The organism is Microbulbifer sp. ABF4_143, from assembly GCF_056160225.1.
The window spans coordinates 45827-65591 of the sequence record NZ_JBSWWT010000012.1; the positions used below are offsets into that span (position 1 = coordinate 45827).

Annotated in this window: 17 protein-coding genes; 15 read left to right on the forward strand and 2 right to left on the reverse strand. The window is 63.9% G+C overall.

Annotated features, from left to right (window positions below; genetic code table 11):
- Positions 1–356: 356 nt before the first annotated feature.
- The 5 genes from ACXAF3_RS11045 (at position 357) to ACXAF3_RS11065 (ending at position 5204) form a co-directional block, all read left to right on the forward strand.
- Positions 357–1019: a paraquat-inducible protein A gene (locus tag ACXAF3_RS11045; protein ID WP_475112356.1), complete on the forward strand. Its 663-nt coding sequence runs from the start codon at positions 357–359 to the stop codon at positions 1017–1019.
- Complete coding sequence (locus ACXAF3_RS11050; RefSeq protein WP_475112357.1) at positions 1016–1690, forward strand: paraquat-inducible protein A; 675 nt, start codon at positions 1016–1018, stop codon at positions 1688–1690. Before ACXAF3_RS11045 ends, ACXAF3_RS11050 begins: the two co-directional genes overlap by 4 nt.
- On the forward strand, positions 1683–4031 hold the full coding sequence (locus ACXAF3_RS11055; protein WP_475112358.1) for a PqiB family protein: 2349 nt from the start codon (positions 1683–1685) through the stop codon (positions 4029–4031). The genes ACXAF3_RS11050 and ACXAF3_RS11055 overlap by 8 nt, the downstream gene beginning before the upstream one ends.
- A 20-nt stretch (positions 4032–4051) precedes the next feature.
- The gene (locus ACXAF3_RS11060; protein ID WP_475112359.1) at positions 4052–4597 is read left to right on the forward strand and encodes a DUF4136 domain-containing protein; all 546 of its coding nucleotides are present in this window, start codon (positions 4052–4054) and stop codon (positions 4595–4597) included.
- A gap of 70 nt (positions 4598–4667) precedes the next feature.
- On the forward strand, positions 4668–5204 hold the full coding sequence (locus ACXAF3_RS11065) for a DUF4136 domain-containing protein (protein WP_475112360.1): 537 nt from the start codon (positions 4668–4670) through the stop codon (positions 5202–5204).
- A 10-nt stretch (positions 5205–5214) separates the two neighbouring features.
- On the opposite strand, the gene ACXAF3_RS11070 is transcribed toward ACXAF3_RS11065, so the two are convergent.
- The gene (locus tag ACXAF3_RS11070; protein WP_475112361.1) at positions 5215–6279 is read right to left on the reverse strand and encodes a glycosyltransferase; all 1065 of its coding nucleotides are present in this window, start codon (positions 6277–6279) and stop codon (positions 5215–5217) included.
- 35 nt (positions 6280–6314) lie between these two features.
- Positions 6315–7355 carry a glycosyltransferase family protein gene (locus ACXAF3_RS11075; protein WP_475112362.1) on the reverse strand — a complete coding sequence of 347 codons (1041 nt, stop codon included), beginning with the start codon at positions 7353–7355 and terminating at the stop codon, positions 6315–6317.
- Between the two features lie 190 nt (positions 7356–7545).
- On the opposite strand from ACXAF3_RS11075, the gene ACXAF3_RS11080 reads away from it, so the two are divergent.
- From ACXAF3_RS11080 to ACXAF3_RS11125, 10 genes are all read left to right on the forward strand, one after another.
- Positions 7546–8196: an NUDIX domain-containing protein gene (locus ACXAF3_RS11080; RefSeq protein WP_475112363.1), complete on the forward strand. Its 651-nt coding sequence runs from the start codon at positions 7546–7548 to the stop codon at positions 8194–8196.
- Between the two features lie 95 nt (positions 8197–8291).
- Positions 8292–8837, forward strand: coding sequence for a DUF1249 domain-containing protein (locus ACXAF3_RS11085; protein WP_475112364.1), 546 nt, complete (start codon positions 8292–8294; stop codon positions 8835–8837).
- A gap of 41 nt (positions 8838–8878) precedes the next feature.
- On the forward strand, positions 8879–9706 hold the full coding sequence (locus tag ACXAF3_RS11090) for a phosphodiesterase (RefSeq protein WP_475112365.1): 828 nt from the start codon (positions 8879–8881) through the stop codon (positions 9704–9706).
- A 104-nt stretch (positions 9707–9810) separates the two neighbouring features.
- A complete protein-coding gene (locus tag ACXAF3_RS11095) occupies positions 9811–10485 on the forward strand; it encodes a hypothetical protein (protein ID WP_475112366.1) in 675 nt (224 codons plus the stop codon).
- 85 nt (positions 10486–10570) lie between these two features.
- Complete coding sequence (locus ACXAF3_RS11100; RefSeq protein WP_475112367.1) at positions 10571–11188, forward strand: YqiA/YcfP family alpha/beta fold hydrolase; 618 nt, start codon at positions 10571–10573, stop codon at positions 11186–11188.
- Between the two features lie 63 nt (positions 11189–11251).
- On the forward strand, positions 11252–13138 hold the full coding sequence (gene parE, locus ACXAF3_RS11105; protein ID WP_475112368.1) for a DNA topoisomerase IV subunit B: 1887 nt from the start codon (positions 11252–11254) through the stop codon (positions 13136–13138).
- Positions 13139–13479: 341 nt separating this feature from the next.
- Positions 13480–14241 carry a hypothetical protein gene (locus ACXAF3_RS11110; protein ID WP_475112369.1) on the forward strand — a complete coding sequence of 254 codons (762 nt, stop codon included), beginning with the start codon at positions 13480–13482 and terminating at the stop codon, positions 14239–14241.
- A gap of 174 nt (positions 14242–14415) precedes the next feature.
- On the forward strand, positions 14416–16134 hold the full coding sequence (locus ACXAF3_RS11115) for an outer membrane protein assembly factor BamB family protein (protein ID WP_475112370.1): 1719 nt from the start codon (positions 14416–14418) through the stop codon (positions 16132–16134).
- 378 nt (positions 16135–16512) lie between these two features.
- Complete coding sequence (locus tag ACXAF3_RS11120; protein WP_475112371.1) at positions 16513–17250, forward strand: hypothetical protein; 738 nt, start codon at positions 16513–16515, stop codon at positions 17248–17250.
- Between the two features lie 102 nt (positions 17251–17352).
- Positions 17353–19701, forward strand: a complete 2349-nt coding sequence (locus ACXAF3_RS11125) for an outer membrane protein assembly factor BamB family protein (protein WP_475112372.1) — start codon at positions 17353–17355, stop codon at positions 19699–19701.
- Positions 19702–19765 lie beyond the last annotated feature (64 nt).

Consider the following 19765-nt stretch of genomic DNA (forward strand, 5'->3'; position numbering starts at 1 on the left):
GCAGGGGCGTCGAGGCGACGGTTGCGGCTTTTTGGTATATCTTCGTTAAACCGACGCGAATGTGCGGTTACCGGTCAGCTCTTTGTAAATCCTGCACTCGAATAGATCTCCTATCTATTCGAGTGCTGCCGGCAAAACACTGGCGCAGATACACGGATCTGCCGGTATTTTGCCGGCTCGTGCCGGCCCGGGGCCGGCGGCGGCATATCCCTGTGCCGCGTGAACCCGTTGCCGGGTTAACGGTAATTTCACCGCGGCAGAGGGTGAGGCCGCGGTGCGATATTTCAATAGACGCGCCCGCAACCTTTTTGGATGCGGCAAACATCGTGCAGAAAAAGGCAAGGACTACCCGGCCAATGGACGACGGGCGAGACAAGAGGTCGACAGTGTGGCGGCGCGCCTGCCACGAGTGCGACCTGCTGCTGACGAACGCGCTGGCGCCGCCGGGGCGGAAGCTGGCCTGTCCGCGCTGCGGTGCCACTCTGCACCGCCATGCGAAAAACAGCATTCGCTACACGGCGGCCCTGAGCCTGACCGGCCTGCTGCTGTTTATCCCCTCCGCGAGCCTGCCGCTGATCCACTTCTCCATCTTCGCCTTCGGCGCCGACAATACGCTGCTGAACGGCGTCATGTCCCTGTACGACGCCGGCTATATCTGGCTGTCCACGCTGGTGCTTTTCTGCAGCGTGCTGGCGCCGCTGGGCAAGTTTCTGCTGTTGGGATTTATCTGCTGGGGCAGCGCCTGGGCGTTTCTCGACCGCTCGGTGGCAGCGGCGGTGCGCTGGTACCTGCACCTGAAAGAGTGGGGCATGTTGGACGTGTATATGCTCGGCATACTGGTGGCGCTGATCAAGATGAGCGACCTGGGCAAGATGGAAGTGAAGCCCGGCCTCTACTGTTTCGTCGCGATGATGCTGGTGGCCAACCTGACCACGCTGAGTTTCGATCCCCACGCGATCTGGACGCGGATGGCCGGGCGCCGGCAGCGCCCGGTGACGGGCGCCGGGGAGTCGACGTGAGCCGCGTGCAGAAGGGTCTGCAACACGGCCTCACCAGCTGCCTCAGCTGCCACCAGTTGGTGGCGCTGCCGCCCGGCGGCCGCTGCAACTGTCCGCGCTGCGGCGGGCGGGTGCACGGGCGCATCGACGGCAGCCTGATGCTGACCTGGGCACTGACGATCACCGGCGCGCTGCTGCTGTTGCCGGCAAACATCCTGCCGGTGATGACCGTCATCTATCTGGGCTCCGGGGAACCCAGCACCATCATCAGCGGTGTGATGCAGCTGTATAACGCCGGCCTCTGGGGTATAGCGCTGATCGTCTTTGTCGCCAGCATCGCGGTGCCGGTCATGAAATTGGTGGGGTTGACGCTGCTGCTGGTGCAGATACAGCTGCGCCTGCCGCTGGTGCCGCAGCAGGCGATGAAGCTCTACCGGGTGGTCTCCGGTATCGGCCGCTGGTCGCTGCTGGACCTGTTTATGATTTCCATCCTGGTGGCACTGGTGGATATGGGGGTGGTGGCCCAGGTGGCCGCAGGTCCCGGCAGCACGGCCTTCGCCACCGTGGTGGTGGTGACCATGATGGCGGCGCGCAGCTTCGACCCGCGCCTGATCTGGGACGCCTACGACGAGCGCCGGGATGCCGCTGGCCGCAATGCCGATCGCGATCGGCGGGGGGGCGGGAATGGCTGATGGCTTTCCCGAAGAGAGCGGGCCCCAGCAGGGGGTGGTACGCAGCAGCCGCGGCCTGCCGCTGGTGTGGATACTGCCGCTGATCGCGGCGCTGATCGCGGTGTGGCTGCTGTACCGGGATGTCACCCAGGGGGATATCAGGGCCACCATCCTGTTCCATTCCGGCGACGGCCTGGTCAAGGGCAAGACGGCGGTGAAATACTCCGGCGTCGATATCGGTGTGGTGCGGGACTTCCGCCTGGTGCCGAACGCCTCGGAACTCGACGGCGCCGATGGCGTGCTGGCGGAGGTGGATTTCAACCGCAGCGCCGAGCACCTGCTGGTGGAGGGCACGGATTTCTGGGTGGTGCGGCCGGAGTTCACCATCACCGGCGTGCGCGGTCTGGAGACCCTGGTCTCCGGCAATTACATCGCGGTAGAGCCGGGCAGCGGCAGGCGCAAACGCAGATTCACCGCCCTCGACAAGCCGCCCGCCTTCGTGCGCGGCGACGGCCTGCGGGTGGTGCTGAAGGCGCCGCGGCTCGGCTCGCTGAACCGGGGCTCGCCGGTCTACTACCGCCAGCTGCGGGTCGGCCAGGTGGAGGACTACAGCCTGGACGAGGACGGCAACGAGGTGGAGATAGGGCTGTTTATCCGCCGCGAGTTCGCCCACCTGGTGCACCGCGGCAGCCGCTTCTGGAACAGCTCCGGGATATCGGTGGAGGGCGGCATCGGCGGCATCACGGTGAACCTGGAATCCCTGGCCGCGCTGGTGGCGGGCGGGGTCAGTTTCCACACCCCGGAGGCGCAGCGCCAGTCGCCGCTGGCGGTCAACGGCAGCGAGTACAAGCTGTACCGCAGCTTTGCCGCCGCGGAAGCGGGCATTCCGGTGACGCTGAATTTCGATCGCGGTGTCAATGTCAGCGCCGGCAGCACCAAGGTCTACTACCAGGGCATACAGGTGGGCGAGGTGAGCGAGGTCAAGGCCAGCCGGCATATGACCGGCATGGAAGTGCGCGTGCTGATGGACCCGATCACCGACGACCTGCTGAGCGAAAACACCCGCTTCTGGCTGGCGCCGCCGACGCTGGACTTCGCCAGCGGCCTCAACGACCTGCTCAAGGGCAACCGCATCGAGGTGGATCTGCGCCGCGGCGAGCGCTCCCTGCGCAGCTTCGACGCGCGCGCCTCGGCGCCGCCGATGGACCCGCGCGTGCCGGGCCTGCACCTGCGCCTGACCGCGCGCAACCCCGGCTCGCTGCAGCGCGGCGCCTCCGTCTATTTCCGCCGCATCGAGGTGGGCAGGGTACAGGGCATGGAGCTGCGCCGCGACGGGGTGGAGGTCTATGTGGTGATAGAGCCGCGCTACGCCCACCTGGTCAACAAGGAAACCCGCTTCTGGAACATCAGCGGCCTGCGCGCGAGCGCCAGCCTGAGCGGTATCGAGGTGGAGGCGGACTCGCTGCTGTCACTGGTGCGCGGCGGCATCGCCTTCGGCAGCCCGCCGCAGGCGCGGCAGGGCGCCGGCGCGGTCAACAACGGCGACCGCTTCCCGCTCTACAGCAGCCGCGAGGCGGCGCTGGAGGAGGGGCTCGCAATCCAGATCGCGCTGGACAGCGCCGAGGGGCTCAAGGTGGGCGCGCCGCTGCGCTACAAGGGCATACAGGTGGGGGAGATAACCCGCCTGCGCCTGCAGAAAGACCTGGGTTCGGTGCGCGCCACCGCCAAGCTGTACCGCCGCGGCGAGCGCTTCGCCCGCGAGGGCACGCGCATCTGGGTGGTGTCGCCGCAGATAGGCCTGCGCGGGGTGTCCAACCTGGATACGCTGATCGGCGGCCGCTACCTGGCGCTGGAGCCCGGCGGCGGCGCCGCCCGGACGGAATTCGTGGCGCTGCCGGAGCCGCCGAAAGAGGATCTGGCCGATACCATGAGCCGCCCGGGGCTGACGGTGATTCTCGACGCGCCGCGGCGCGGTTCCCTGACGGCGGGCAGCCCGGTCTACTACCGCCAGGTGCAGGTGGGCGAAGTGACCGGATTCGCGCTCGGGGAACTGGCGGACCGGGTTTATATCTATGTACATATCGAGCCCTGTTACCGCACACTGGTGCGCGAACACACGGTGTTCTGGAACGCCAGCGGGGTGGAGGTGAATTTCGGCCTGAAAACGGGCCTGACGATCAACACCGAGTCCACCCAGGCGCTGCTCGCCGGCGGTATCGCCTTCGCGACGCCGGAGGCGCCGCAGATGGGGCTGGAGGTGGAATCGGGCAGCCACTACCCGCTCTACCCAGAGGCCAAGCCCGAGTGGTTCGGCTGGAGCCCTAAAATAGAAATATGCGTTGCCGCCGAGCCGGCCAAATAAGACCAGCAAAGGGAGTTACCATGAGAGTTCTACTGATCGGCCTGTTCGGACTGCTGCTGACGGCCTGCCAGGAGATGGATGTGCAGCGCGTCGAGTCTGGCGCGGCGCCGGTGGCCTTCTCCACCTACGCCTGGGGCCAGGCGGCACTCAGCGACGTGCCGGACGCCTCGGCGCAGCTGGTGGAGCTGGATGAGGAGATGCGCGCGGCCGTGTCCGCGGCGCTGCGCGCGCGCGGCTACCGCCAGGTCGAGGATGCCGCGCGCGCGGATATGCTGGTGGACTACCAGGTGGCGGTGGTGGAGGAGCACTTCTCCGGCGATCCGAGCAATCCCAGCTGGGATGCGCAGTTCGACAGCAATGCGCCCTCCGACGTGGTCGAGTTGCCGGCGCGCACCGGCGCGCCGCGCGTCACCCTGACCCTGGGCATAGGCCGCGCCGGCGGCCCGGCCATCTGGGGTGGCAGCGCCACCAAACTGCTGACGCGCCCGGAGAGCGCCGAGGAGCGCCAGCGCGTGATCGGCGCCGCGGTCCGGGAGCTGTTAAAGGATCTGCCGGCGGCTTACTGAAGCCGCCAATAGGGAGCGACCTCTTCGGTACGGATGCCGAGTCTTCAGAATTTCTGCATAGGAGATAGGCATGAGTGCCAAATTGCGGGCCAGTGCAGTGGCCCTGATATTGCTGTTGCTGGCCGGCTGTGTGTCGGCGCCGCCGGTTGCGGTGGACTATGATCCGGAGGCGGATTTTTCCAGGCTGCACAGCTATTACCTGCTCGATCCCCTCGCCACCGGCCCGGTGTCGCCGCTGGAGATCAAGCGCGTGAAGCGGGCGGCGGACGATATGTTGCGCCGGCGCTATATGTCGGCGGACAGCCCCGAGAGCGCGGACTTCCTGGTGCGCGTGCAGCTGCACTCGGTGGAGAAGGTGGCGGTCTACGAGGACAGCTTCGCCCTCTACGGCGGCTACCGCTACTGGGGCTGGGGATGGCGGGTGCCGCTGGAGGTGCGCCAGTACCGGGAGAACACCCTGGTGATGGACGTGATGTCCGCGGACAATTCGCCCCTGTGGACCGGCAGCCTGCGCTCTACCGCCGCCCGTTTCGAGGACCCGGCTTTGAGGCAGCAGCGGCTGCGGGAGGAGATGGGGCTGCTGCTGAGCCGTTTCCCGCCCCGCTAGCCGGAGTTTCTCATTCCCGGTAGGAGCGGCCCTTCGCCATCAGCTGCTGATACAGCTCGATATAGGCGTCGACGATATGCGCCTTTGAATAGCCCCTCGCATACACTTCCGCCGCGCCCTCGATCAGACTCTGGCGCAGCTCCGGATTCTCCAGCACCGAGTTGATGGCCTTCGCCAGTGCGTCGGCGTCGTCGATCGGCGTGATCAGGCCGCTGACGCCGTCGGTGATGGCCTCGCCGGGCCCCTGGGAGTTGGTCGCCACGATCGGGCAGCGGTGCGCCCAGGACTCCATCACGATGGAGCCCAGCCCCTCGTGTCGCGACGGGCACACGAACAGGTCGGCGGTGCGCATCAGCGCGGTGACATCGGTGCGCCAGCCGAGGAAACGCACCCGCTCATCAAGACCCAGTGTGTGGCACAGGGCTTTCAGTTTTTTCTCCTCGGGGCCGCTGCCGGCCAGCCACAGGATCGCGTCGGGCACCTGAGTCAGCGAATGCAGCAGTACGTCGAACGCCTTGTTCACATGCAGGCGGCCTGCGGCGAGGATCAGCGGCCTGTCTTCCGGTGTGTCGAAGCTGTTTCTCGGCAGCGGCGCCACCGGCGTCTCGTCGGCGAAGTTCGGAATGTGGAAGATGCGCTCTCTCGGGAAGCCGCCGTCGATCATGTGCTGGCAGATGCCCTTGCTGATACCGATCCAGTAGTCGGCGTGGCTGTAGTATTTCAGGTCGTAGTAGTGCCCCAGCCGGTTCACCAGCAGGTAGCTGTCCGAGTGGGGGGTGGAGATGCTGGCGCGGCCCATCCAGGTCATGACGATGTCCGGGTGGAATTCCCCCAGCGCCCGCCGGTATTCGCGGCGGCCGAGGAAATCCAGTTTGCCGCCGAAGCGGAAGCCCTGGGTCTCCACGCCGTTGCTGCGCAGCGCCTGTATGCGGTGGTCGTGGTTGCGGATAAACGCCTTCTCGGTGATTTCTGCGCGCTCGTTCAGTCCGCTCACCAGGCGCACGAAAAAGTTTTCCGCCCCACCGCGCTCCGCGCCGGCCAGAACCTGGGCTACTCGAATTGGCTGCTTGCTCATAATCGACTGTGTTCAGTGAGTGTTTCCCGGCGGCGCTACTTGAGCGAGCCGTCCAGGTTGATATCGCGCGCCCACACATAGTCGTGGCTGAAGGGCTGCAGGGTCGAGGCTTCGACGATGTACTGCGCGTAGAGTTTCGAATTCATTTCCGTCTGGAAAAAATCCCGCGCGCGCGCGGCCCAGGCGCGGCGCTTGGCGTCGTCGCGGTGGAATTCGCGGATCTTCGCCAGCAGGTCCTGTTCGTCGCTGAAGTAGACCACGCTCTCCGGCGGCAGCAGTTCGTCGAAGTGCAGCTTGTCGCTGGTGAACTGCAGTATGCCGTTGCCGGCCAGCTGCGCCATGCGCGCGGACGAATACCAGTAGTGGGTGTCCTGGCGGTTGAAATTCAGCCCCATTTTGGTCTGTGCCAGGGCGCGGTCGTAATCGCGGCCCCACACCGGCGCCTCGCCGAAGCTGCCGTAGGTTTTGAAATTCAGCTCATCGCCGAGCGCGTCCTTCAGGTTCTTGACCATCTGCAGGCGCTTGGTGAAATTGTTGCTGTTGCTGCAGAACAGCAGGTCGATGGGCAGGTCGGTGCGCGTCGAGTTGTCCAGGTTCTCGATCGAAGGGTCCACCGGGTTGGGCATATGGTAGACACGCGCCCCTATGCCCTCGAAGATGTTCAGTTCGCGCCGGCCGGTGGAGACGAAGATCGCATCGGCCACTTCGGCACGGTGCTTGATGCGCTCGACATTGCTGGGCACGAACAGCGGGTCGTTGTTGCAGTGGGCGACGATGCACTCGGGCAGGCGCCGCTTGATCGCCTTCAGGGTGTCGTTGCTGATCATGTCGCAGTGGCCGGCGATGACCAGATCCGGTTCGAAGGCCTCGACCGTCTCCAGCAGGCGCCGGTTGGCCTTGCCGACGCCCAGGTCGCGGATACCCAGCGGCGCCTCGAAGGCGGCCACGTCGCGGTCGCTGAAAACCTGGGTATAGTGGTCGTTCTTGATCAATCCGAAAGTCAGCTTCTGCGCCCAGCTGACCCGGGTCTTGCCGTAGCGCCGCAGTTGCTGATAGGCGATATTGAGCACTCGCATAAGGTGCCTTCTCGATGCATTCAGGGAAAATTTGCAATAGGGTGACTTGTGTGGCCGCTAAGTCAGAGATGTCTGGTATTTCTGATGAGGGCGCTCAAGTGGGCGCAGAGTATAGCAGTTGCCCGGCGGCGATATAGCCCCGGCAGTGGAAGGCGGCGATGGCGGGCCGCCACGGAGATGAGATGCGATAATGAAAGAGAGCGATAGCGGTATCGATTTGTCCCCCCGGTTCACCCGCGGTGCGGTGGATGTCATAGACCGCAAGGCGGTTTTCAAGGGGTTTTTCACCATGTTGCGCCTGCGGCTGCGCCACCGCCTGTACCGCGGCGGCTGGAGCGGCGAGTTCGAGCGCGAGCTGTTCGTGCGCGGCCCGGCGGTGGGGGTGCTGCTCTACGACCCGGACCGGGATCTGGTGGGGCTCACGGAGCAGTTCCGCGTCGGCGCGCTGGAGCGCCCGGGCGGCCCCTGGTGCCTGGAAGTGGTCGCGGGTATGGTGGAGGAGGGCGAGCCCCTCGAGGAGGTCGCCAGGCGCGAGGTGCAGGAGGAGGCCGGCCTGGAGGTGGGGCAGCTGCACTTTGTGCGCAGTTATATGCCGAGTCCCGGCGGCAGCTCCGAGCGGCTGCACCTCTACTGCGCCCTGGTGGATCTGAGCGATGCCGAAGGGCTCTTCGGCCTGCAACACGAGAACGAGGATATCCGCCTGCGGGTGTTCCCGCGCTCCGCAGTCGTGGCGGCGATGGAGGCGGGTGGCCCGGACGGCTGCCCGATCGACAACGCCGCCACCGTGATCTGTCTGCAATGGCTGCAGCTGCACCGGCAACGGCTGCTGTCGCGAACTTAAAACCCCAACCGGTCACCGAAGATTTCGCTCAATTGCCCGCAGGGCGCGCAAACTGAGATCTGAGTCACGGCGACAATAGAATTGGAGTGTCGATAATGGCCCTACCGAGCGAGACAGGGGTGGAAGCCCCGGCAGAGCGCGGGGAAGAGGCGTGCGGGCGTGCGGATCTGCCGCGAAGTGGCGGTCGCAAGTCGACCTACCGGGTCGATCTGCCGTCCTATCACGCCGACTGCGATGCCAACTATCTGCGCCTGTGCAAGCTGCTGCCGGAGCTCGCCAGCAGGCAGCACTGGCGCTACCGTATGCCCCACGGGGCGCTGGAGCTGGCGGTACTGGAGCGCTCCCGCTACACGACGGAAGTGCGCCTCAGCGCGGAGGCCGCGAGCGGCGAGCGCCGCTGGCTGGCGCCGCCGCAGATTACCGTGCGCCTTTACCACGACGCGCGCATGGCGGAGGTGGTGGCCGTCGACGGGCGCAGGCCGCTCGGTGCGGATGGTGTCGACCACACCTATCCGAATCCGCGCATGCAGCGCGCGGATGAGCGGCAACAGGCCAACCGCTTTCTCGGCGAATGGCTCGGCCACTGCCTCGCCAACGGGCGGGCGGACTACGAACTAGTGCTGGACGGCCGGCGAATATAGAGTTGCCGGCCTGCACATGGATGTGATTACAAGGTGAGCAAGTGAATCGCGAGCGCAAAGAGTCAATTGGATCGGTACACCGCCTGGTCCAGTTTACCGACCCCCATATCGGCAGCCGGCCGGACTACCAGCTGCTCGGCCTGGACACCGGCCATACTCTGGACGAGGTGCTGCGCGCTATAGGCCGCGAGCAGCCGGATGCCGAGATGATGGTCGTCACCGGCGATATCAGCGCAAACGGCAGCGAGGCCGCCTACCGCCGCTTCCTGCAGAAGATGCAGCCGGTGCGCGCCCCCTGGTACTGGCTGCCCGGCAACCACGACGACGCCGCGCGCATGCGGCGGCTGGCCCCAGGCCGCTGCGCCGGCCTGGTGGCGCTGGGCAACTGGCGCTTGCTGTTGCTGGATACCAGCCTGGAAAACCAGATTTGCGGCGGCCTCAGCGACGCGCAGCTGCAACAGCTGCAACAGCTGCTGAAGGAGTGCCGCGAGCACCCGGTATTGATCCTGATGCACCACCAGCCGGTGCCGGTAGGCAGCGACTGGATCGACAGCCATATGCTGCGCGAGGGCGGCGAGCGGTTTCTGCAGCTGGTCGGCGGCGCGCCGCACGTGAAGGCCCTGGTCTGGGGCCATGTACACCAGCAGTTCGACAGCCGCCTCGCGCGCCCGGGCCTCGAAGATCTGGGTCTGCACGCGACCCCCTCCACCTCGGTGCAGTTTACCCCCGGCAGCGGGCCCTTCTCCGTCGACGACCAGATGCCCGGCTATCGCTGGTTCGATCTCCGCGACGACGGCAGTTACACCACCGGCGTGCAGCGGGTCACCCCCTCCGACTACAGCGTCGATCTGGCCTCGTCGGGTTACTGAAACGCCGCGGTCCGCCGACCGCAGGCGTTTACAATTTTTTACCTGTCTTTCCTGACTCCCCGCCTTACAATGGGGGCTCATTCTGGTTACAGGAAGTTCTGCCCATGCGTAAATTTTCCTTGCCGCTCGTCTTGATTTCCCTGTTGACCCTGGCCGCCTGCGGCCAGCAATCCTCACTGCCCGGCAACGCCCTGTCCGCCGGCGGCGCGACCACGGCGGACGGTCTGCAGCCGCGCAAGAGCGGCCTCGACCAGGTGTCCGCGGCCTTCGCCTTCGATCTGAGTGGTGCGTCCGTCTATGTGGCGCCGGTGCAGATCGACTATTCGAAGCGCTTCCACACCGGCCCCGGCACCTCGCGCGCGCGCGACTACGAGCTGGACCGCAGAGACCGGCAGCGCCTGGACGATCTGATGGCGCAGACGTTCAGCGAAAAATTCCTCGCCCCGCGCGGAAGTCGCCTGGCGGCGGACCCGGCCAAAGCCGACTACAGACTGCAGCTGCGCCTGGAGAACTTCTCGCTGGCCGCGCCGCTGGACCCAACCGCCAGCTGGGTCTGGCGGGTGTACACCGACCAGAGCGCCTACGGCGTGCTCGCCGGCACCCTCTATGACCGCAACGGCAATGTGGTCATGCGCTTCCGCGACCGCCGCGATATCGGCGAGAATTTCGGCCCCATCGACGCCAGTCGCTTCGAGCGCTTTACCAGCGTCACCTTCTGGTCCGATATGAAAGTCGACCTGCGTCGCGCCTTCGCCAGCCTGGACAAGTCGCTGCGCTAGAGCGTCGACCGACCGCGTGCGGGCCGCAAGGCCCGCCGCCATGCGGCCACCACGCCCGGGCCCATGGGCGCTATAATCCCGCCCCATGTCGCCATCTGAACCCAAAAACCGGCCGCTGCTGATCTATCTGCACGGCTTCCTGTCCTCGCCGCAATCCTTCAAGTGCCAGCTGCTGCGCGAGCGCCTCGCCGCCGAACAGCCGCATATTGTCTACTGCGCGCCGCAGATCTCGCCCTACCCGGCCATCGCCCAGCAGTCGCTGCTCGCGCTGCTGGAGCGCTTCCGCAGCGGCGGCTGCGGCCCCATCGGCCTGGTGGGCAGTTCCATGGGCGGCTTCTGGTGCAGCTATCTGGCGGAGCGCTTCGCGCTGCCGGCGGTACTGATCAATCCGGCGGTGCGGCCGTCGCGCTTTATGCCCGCCTACCTGGGGCAGACACTGCGGCCCTACAGCGGCGAAGCCGTGGAGTATCGCCTTACCCGGGCAGACGTTGATACCATGCGCGAGCTGGAAGCCGAACTGCGGCCGCCGCTGCGCGGCCGCTACTGGCTGCTGGCCCAGCGCGGCGACGAGACCCTCGACTGTTGCGACGCGGAGGATTTCTACCGCGGCCAGCGCCAGACCATAGAGGACGGCGGCGACCACAGTTTCCAGGGCTTCGCGCGCTACTGCGAACCGATAGTGGAGTTTTTATTTACCCTGTAGGAGCGGCCATGGGCCGCTCCTACAGGGTAAAAATAGATTTGTTAACGAGCAGTCAATAAGAATATGGCCAATTATTCCGCCGAAGATATCGAGGTACTCACGGGGCTGGACCCGGTGCGCAAGCGCCCGGGCATGTATACGGACACTGCGCGCCCCAACCACCTGGCGCAGGAAGTGATCGACAACAGCGTCGACGAAGCCCTCGCCGGCCACGCGAAGAAAATCGAAGTGGTGCTGCACAAGGACCACTCCCTGTCGGTCAGCGACGACGGCCGCGGCATGCCGGTGGATATACACCCGGAACAGGGCCGCCCCGGGGTCGAGGTGATACTGTCCACGCTGCACGCGGGCGGCAAGTTCTCCAACAAGAACTACCAGTTCTCCGGCGGTCTGCACGGTGTGGGCGTATCGGTGGTCAACGCCCTGTCCAAAGTGCTGGAAGTCACCATCCAGCGCGAGGGAAAAATCCACCGTATCGGCTTCCAGAACGGTGAAAAGGCCTCGGACCTGGAAGTGATCGGCGAGTGCGGCAAACGCACCACCGGCACCAGCGTGCGCTTCCTGCCGGACCCGAAATATTTCGACTCGGCCAAATTCTCGGTGCCGCGCCTGCGCCACCTGCTGCGCGCCAAGGCGGTGCTCTGCCCGGGCCTGACCGTGACCTTTATCAACGAGCAGGACGGCGAATCGGACCAGTGGTATTTCGAAGACGGCCTGAAGGACTATTTGGCCGAGGCCAATCGGGGCTGGGAGGTGCTGCCGGCGGAACCCTTCGTCGGCAGCTTCGCCGCGCAGACCGAGGCCGCCGACTGGGCCGTGCAGTGGCTGCCGGAGGGCGGCGAGATCACCGCCGAGTCCTATGTGAACCTGATCCCCACCGCCCAGGGTGGCACCCATGTGAACGGCCTGCGCAGCGGCCTGCTGGACGCGATGCGCGAGTACTGCGAGATCCGCAACCTGCTGCCGCGCGGCGTCAAGCTGAGCCCGGAGGATATCTGGAGCCAGTGTTCCTATGTGCTCTCGGCAAAACTGGCGGACCCGCAGTTCTCCGGCCAGACCAAGGAGCGCTTGTCCTCCCGCGAGGCCACCGCGTTTATCTCCGGTGTGGCCAAGGATGCGTTCAGCCTGTGGCTGAACCAGCACACGGAAGAGGGCGACCGCCTCGCCGAGCTGTGTATCGGCAACGCGCAGAAACGCATGCGCTCGGCGAAAAAGGTCGCGCGCAAGAAGGTCACCCAGGGGCCCGCATTGCCCGGCAAGCTGGCGGACTGCGCCAGCGGCGATCCGGCGCGCTCGGAGCTCTTTCTGGTGGAGGGCGACTCCGCCGGCGGCTCCGCCAAACAGGCCCGCGACCGCGAGTTCCAGGCCATCATGCCGCTGCGCGGCAAAATCCTGAACACCTGGGAGGTGGACTCGGCGGAAATCCTCGCCAGCCAGGAGGTGCACGATATCGCCGTGGCCCTCGGCGTGGACCCGGGCAGCGACAACCTGGAAGGTCTGCGCTACAACAAGATCTGTATCCTCGCCGATGCCGACTCCGACGGCCTGCATATCGCCACCCTGCTGTGCGCGCTCTTCCTGCGCCACTTCCGTCCGCTGGTCACCGAGGGGCACGTCTATGTCGCCATGCCGCCGCTGTTCCGCATCGATATCGGCAAGGACGTCTACTACGCGCTGGACGAGGCGGAGAAGCAGGGCATCCTCGACCGCATCAGCGCGGAGAAAAAGAAAGGCAAGGTGCAGGTCACCCGCTTCAAGGGCCTCGGCGAAATGAACCCGCTGCAGCTGCGCGAGACCACTATGGACCCGGATACCCGCCGGCTGGTGCAACTCTACGTGGATGCCGGCGATGACAGCAACCAGTTGCTGGATATGCTGCTGGCGAAGAAGCGCGCCGGAGATCGCAGGCAGTGGCTGGAGAGCAAGGGCAATCTGGCGGAAGTCAGCTGACGGAGCGCCGACTGCCCGAAACTGAACACATCAAGGTGGGCCCGCAGTTGTGTTTTGCGGGCTTTTTTGCATCGCGATTTGATCTGGTCAAGCGCAGTTTCTCCAAGCACCCGACCGATAACGCCTGCCATTTTCCCTCGCGGAGCGCCGCTATCGTACGGTCCCTGTCACCTCTATCGACAAATTTTCCAGGCTTCCGGCCACTGGACATCCGATGTCATGGTCTTTCCGTCGCGCGCGTGAAAGGGTGGCCAAGCTCAAGGGCCTAACGGCCAGCATCCTGGGCCAATAAAAAACGCAGTGCACCATGCACGCATAATTTTTGGCGATGGAGAAGAATAATGAATATATCCGCGAGTATTAAGTTTCTAGTGATCGGTGTGGCGCTGATTCTGAGCGCCTGCCGTGGCGAAAGCGTGACCGTCGTGCGGGATATTCCGCCGGCACAGATGGCCGACTATCTGGCGCTGGTGCCCGACCTCGGGGGGATAACCGCGTCCGCAACACCGCAAATTGCCGTTGTCGGTTCCATGGCGGGTGGCGATTACTACCTGGAGGGCGTGGTCCAGATCCGGGTGACCTTCGACGGTGTGGACTACTGGTGGCCGATTCATCAACCGCTAAACAACCAAATCGGCTATGACACCGGTATTCCGCTCGGCTACCCGAAGGTAGTTCAACCGATGTGCCACACCGACGATGGCTCTTACTACACCTTCAGCTTTGGCAGCTGTTGGTGGTGGGAGACCCCGGAAATCAAGATCCACCACACGACCACCAACCGCATAGAAACCACCCACGCAGAAGCGCCAGATCTCTCCGATGGTACCGCCGGCCTGCTGACCCTGAGTGAGGACGGCTGCCTGCTGAACAGCGGCCCCACCTATGCCAATCCCGATACCGGTCTGATATTGCGCGAGGGCAGCGTGTATCTGGAAAACAACTCCACCCGGCCCTGGGCCCACCTGCTGCCGACCGGCGACTATGGCGTGGCGGTACTGGCCACTTCGGAAATCGACGCGCTGGAAGAGGGCCAGGCAGACCCCAACAGCGATGTGGACAACCCCTTCTATCCGATCTACGAGCTGGCTTGCGGTTACTGAAGCAGTCCAATACACCGTGCGGTCCGCTACCACCGATCGTTCAGGGCCGATGGACCGTCGCTATCTGAAGTCCTGGCTGTAGATAACGAGCGCTATTGTCATCCGTCCCCGCGGCTGTGGGGTGGGCGAATACGGTGATGGTGCCATTGCCCGAAAAGAAAAAAGGCACTCAATATGAAACAGCTATCTCTACTCCTCCTGGCGGGGATGGCGGTGTTGTCGGGTATTCTACTGGCCGGCTGCGGGTCCAACACTCCCATCGCGGTAACCGGTCCCGTCAACAACTGTCCGCGCAATCTGGATCCGGGTTCTGCGATTTTCTGGAGCGGCCACGGCGCCGGCCAAAGCGGCCCGCTTGCCGCCAATCACTATCAACCCAACAGCGCCATCAACAAGAGCAATGTCGGCAACCTGGAGTTGGTATGGACTTACAGCCATCCATGGCTGTTTGGCGGCCGCAGCTCGCTGGGGGTTACCGAGGAGGCGGTAATCGTCGGCGATACCGGCGGCAATGTTACCGCACTGGATAAAAATACCGGCTGCATCATCTGGCACAAGACGGAAGCGGTGGAAGTCGCCAGCGGTTTTACCTTTGGCCCCAAGAACGCCGACGGAAGCGGCCGTGCCGTCTACTACACCAATGCCAACGCGGAAGTGGTCAAGCGCGACTATGTGAACGGCAAACTGCTGTGGCGGCACAAACATGACAACCACCCGTTTGTCTCATCGCGCTCTTCGGTTGTCCTGCACAACGGCACCGTGTACCTGGGGCTGTCCAACAACGAGATCAACGAGGCTTACAACGGCGGATACCGTTGCTGCGATTCGCGCGGCATAGTGCTGGCGCTGGACGCCTGGAGCGGCGATCTGAAGTGGAAGAAATACACCATAGACCAGACGCCGAAATACGACTACTGGTTCGACCCGGCCAAGGGCCCTTCCGGGGCCAACCCCTGGGGCGTGCCCTTTGTCGATGCAAGCCGCAATTCCCTCTATGTGGGCACGGGCCAGCAGTACTCCGGTCCGCAGACGTCTGCGGGAGATGCCGTCATCGCCCTCGACCTAGATACGGGGGCGAAAAAGTGGACTTTCCAGGGCATACCCAGCGATATCATCAATCTGGGCTGCACCGACTGGATACTGTTTGGCGGCGCCCAGCCCGCCAACTGTGATCCGGACCATATCAATATGAACAACGCCCTGGACTTCGATCTGAACGCCTCGCCGACGCTGGCGACAAAGATCGACGGGCAGGAAATCCTGATCGCGGCCTCCAAGTCCGGCGATGTGTTCGGCCTCAATCCGGACAACGGCCAGTTGGTCTGGAATACCCGTATCGGAGCCGGCGGCACCTACGGCGGTGTGCATTGGGGCTTTGCCATCGACGATAACAGAGATCTGGTTTACGTGCCGGTCAGCGACAAGACAGGTCCCAAAGCCGAGCGCATTTTTGACTTTCTGGCGGGGACCGGTTCCGGTGAGCTGCAAAGTTCCCGGAACGCGACACCGGGCCTCTACGCGATTGACATCAATACCGGCAACCTCGTCTGGGAGAACAGCGCGGCGTTCTGGAGTGCGCGCGACAACCGCTATTACAAGCCGGTGATCTCCGCCAACCCGGTGGTTGTGGATGGTGTGATCTTCGCCGGCACCCTGTCCGGTTACCTGCTGGCGTTCGATGCGGATAGCGGCAGCCTGCTGTGGCAGCAGGATACGGTAATCGAACGCATGGGCACTAACGGCGTACTGGGTAATGGCGGCGCCATCGATGCCAACTGGCCGATCGTGGCCGGCGACATGCTGTTTACCGACAGCGGCTACCGCGCCGGCGCCGGCGGCCAGGGCAATATGTTGCAGGCCTACCGGCTCACCGGCACTGGCGCTGTGCAGTAGCGGCCAGGTCTCTTGGGGGCCGCGTTGGCGTGCGGCCTCCCCGTTCGCTTGCGGGTGAAAATGCATCCTGTCCGAACACATATCAATTCCCTGTTGATCGCTTTCTCGCGCGATTGACGCTTGTAAATCGATGCTTCACGCAAAGACGAGAATGCGAAAAATTTTTGGGAGGGGAAATATGGCGCCAGGAGGCTGTGAACTCGTCAACGCTTCCTGGCGGTGAATGCCATCTGGACACCGGATGTCATGGTGTCGCTTTTTGGCGATTGTCAGTCTGGATTGGCTCGGATTTACAGACATGCCTGAGTGAGCAAAAAACAACAACACGAATCATTTGCGAAAGAGGAAATTGCGATGAAAAGAATAATGAGGTCGTCTTTGATCCATAAACTTTGCATATTGGGCGTCGCCCTGTTGCTCGGCGCCTGCCGCGGGGAAAGCCTCCTGGTGGTGCGCGATATTCCCGCGGAGCAGCAGGCCGATTACGAGGCGCTGCTGCCGGATATCCCCGGTATCAGCGCCTCCGCGACGCCGCAGATCGGTGTGATCGGCTCCATGGCCGGTGGCGACTACTATCTGGAAGGCGTGGTGCAGATTCGCCTGAACTATAACGGCGACGACTACTGGTGGCCCATCTACCAGCCGCTGAACAATCAGATTGGTTACGATACCGGCCGCCCGCTGGGTTACCCCAAGGTCGTCAAGCCCATGTGTCACACCGATGACGGTGCCTACTACACCTTTGCCTTCGGCGCCTGCGACAACTACGAGCTGCGAATTCAGCACTACACCCTCAACAAGATTGTCACCACCCAGGCGGATGCGCCGGATATGTCCGACGGCACGGTGGGATTTCTGAGCCTGAGCGAGGATGGCTGCCTGCTGAACAGCGGCCCAACCTATACGAGCCCCGATGCGGAGCTGGTGCTGCGTGAGGGCGTGGTCTACCTGGAAAATTTGCTGCCGCAGGAGTGGGCGCACTTGATGCCGGACGGCTTCTACAGCGGTACTCTGGCCAGCTCCGAGGTGGTTCCGCTGGAAGAGGGACAGACGGATCCGAACAGCGACGTGGACAACCCCTTCTACCCCATTTACGAACTCGCCTGCGGTTTTTAATCGGTCTAGGTGGCGCCGGCTAGCGGCGCCGCTGTGCATACTATGTGTATACCGCAATAAGAATAGAGATGGGTTCGCCCGCAAAAATAAAAGGTATTTGTGATGAAGCGTATACCCCTTCCCCGTTTCGCGGTGGTTGCCGCCATAACGGGTTTCATGGTTTCCGGTTGCGGCTCCAACGAGCCGGTCGCAGTGACCGGGCCTGTCAACAACTGCCCGGCCACACTCGATGCTAATGCGAACGTATTCTGGAGCGGTCACGGTGCCGGCCAGAGCGGCAACCTGACCGCCAATCACTATCAGCCCAACAGCGCCATTGGCAAAGACAATGTGCATGAACTGGAGCTGGCCTGGACCTACAGCCACCCGTGGCTTTTCGGTGGCCGCAGCTCTCTCGGCGTTACCGATGAAGTGGTGATCGTCGGTGATACCGGCGGCAATGTGACCGCGTTGGACAAGGACAGCGGTTGTGTGGTCTGGCAGGAGACCGAAGCGGCGGAAGTAGCCAGCGGCTTCACTTTCGGCCCGAAGAATCCCGACGGCAGTGGCAAGGCCGTGTATTACACCAATGCGAATGCGGAGATCGTCAAGCGCGACTACACCAACGGCAGCCTGATCTGGCGCCGCAAGCATGACAATCACCCGTTTGTCTCCTCGCGTTCCTCCGTTGCGTTGCATAACGGCACCGTTTATCTCGGGCTCTCCAACAACGAGATCAATGAAGCCTACGATACAAACTATCCCTGCTGTGATTCCCGCGGCGTAGTGCTGGCACTGGACGCCTGGAGCGGGGACCTGAAGTGGAAGCAGTACACCATCGATCAGGTGCCCGGGTACGAGTACGCCGGCGACCCCACCAAGGGGCCTTCCGGAGCTAACCCCTGGGGCGTGCCCTTCGTGGACGCCAAGCGCAATTCGCTCTATGTGGGCACCGGTCAGCAGTACACGGGGCCGCAGACTGCCGGCGGCGACGCTGTGATCGCCTTCGACCTGGATACCGGGGCCAGAAAGTGGACCTTCCAGGGCATACCGGACGATATCATCAACCTCGGCTGCACCGACTGGGTACTGTTCGGCGGCACACAGCCGGCCAACTGCGACCCGGACCATATCAACAGTGACAATGCGCTGGATTTCGATCTGAACTCTACGCCGACACTGGCGACCCGCGCGGACGGCCAGGATATCCTGATCGCCGCATCGAAATCCGGTGATGTCTTCGGGCTGGACCCAGACAACGGGCAGAAACTCTGGAATACCCGCATCGGCGTCGGCGGCACCTATGGCGGCGTGCACTGGGGCTTTGCCATCGACGACAGCCGCGACCTGGTGTTCGTGCCGGTCAGCGACAAGACGGGCCCGAAGGCCGAGCGCATCTTCGACTTCCTGGCCGGTACCGGCTCCGGTGAACTGGAGAATTCCCCCGGCGCCACGCCTGGCCTCTATGCCATCGATATCAATACCGGCAATATCGTCTGGCAGAACAGCGAAGAATTCTGGAGCGAGCGCGACAACCGCTACTACAAGCCGGTGATTTCGGCCAACCCGGTAGCGGTTGACGGGGTCGTTTTCGCCGGTACCCTCTCCGGCTACCTGATGGCGTTCGATGCCGATACCGGCAACCTGCTGTGGCTGCAGGACACGGTGTTCGAGCGCATGGGTACCAACGGCGTACTGGGTAATGGCGGTGCCATCGATGCCAACTGGCCGATCGTTGCCGGCGACATGCTGTTCACCGACAGCGGCTACCGCGCCGGGGCCGGCGGTCAGGGCAATATGTTGCAGGCCTACAGGCTGAGCGGCGACGGCACCCCGCCGCCACCGAGCATTTTCGATGTCACGGTCAACAGCAGCGGTTCCGGCAGTGTCAGCGGCGGCGGCAACTACCAGGCCGGCAGCAGCGTCACGCTGACGGCCACAGCGGCGAACGGCTGGCGCTTCTCGCACTGGACAGGCGGCGCCTCCGGCAGCGCCAATCCGCTGACCATCACCGTCAACAGCGATATCACCGTCACCGCCGTATTCACCGAGGAAGGTGACACCGAGCCTCCCGGCAACGGTAATCTGGCCCTGAATGCTGCGGTCACCGTCAGCTCCCAGGAGCCCTGTTGCGCCCCGGAAAACATAACCGACGGCGATGCCTCCACCCGCTGGCTGTCCTGGTTTATCGACAACCAGTGGGCGGTGATCGACCTCGGTAGCAGCCGCTCGTTCAGCCAGGTAAAACTGCTGTGGGAGGGCGCCGATGGCGAAGGCGGCTACGCGGCCGACTACGACATACAGGTCTCCGACGACAACAGCAGCTGGCACTCGGTGGCCAGCGTTGACAACGGCGATGGTGCCATGGATACGGTAAATTTCAGCACTGTCTCGGCGCGTTACATCCGCCTGCAGCTGAATACCAGAGGCACCATCGTGGGCTTCTCGCTCAAGGAGGCGGAAGTCTACTGACGGCGGTGAAACGGCGCGCGGCGCGGCACGCGGGATTCGCCGCGCCGCGCAGTCGGGGAACCGC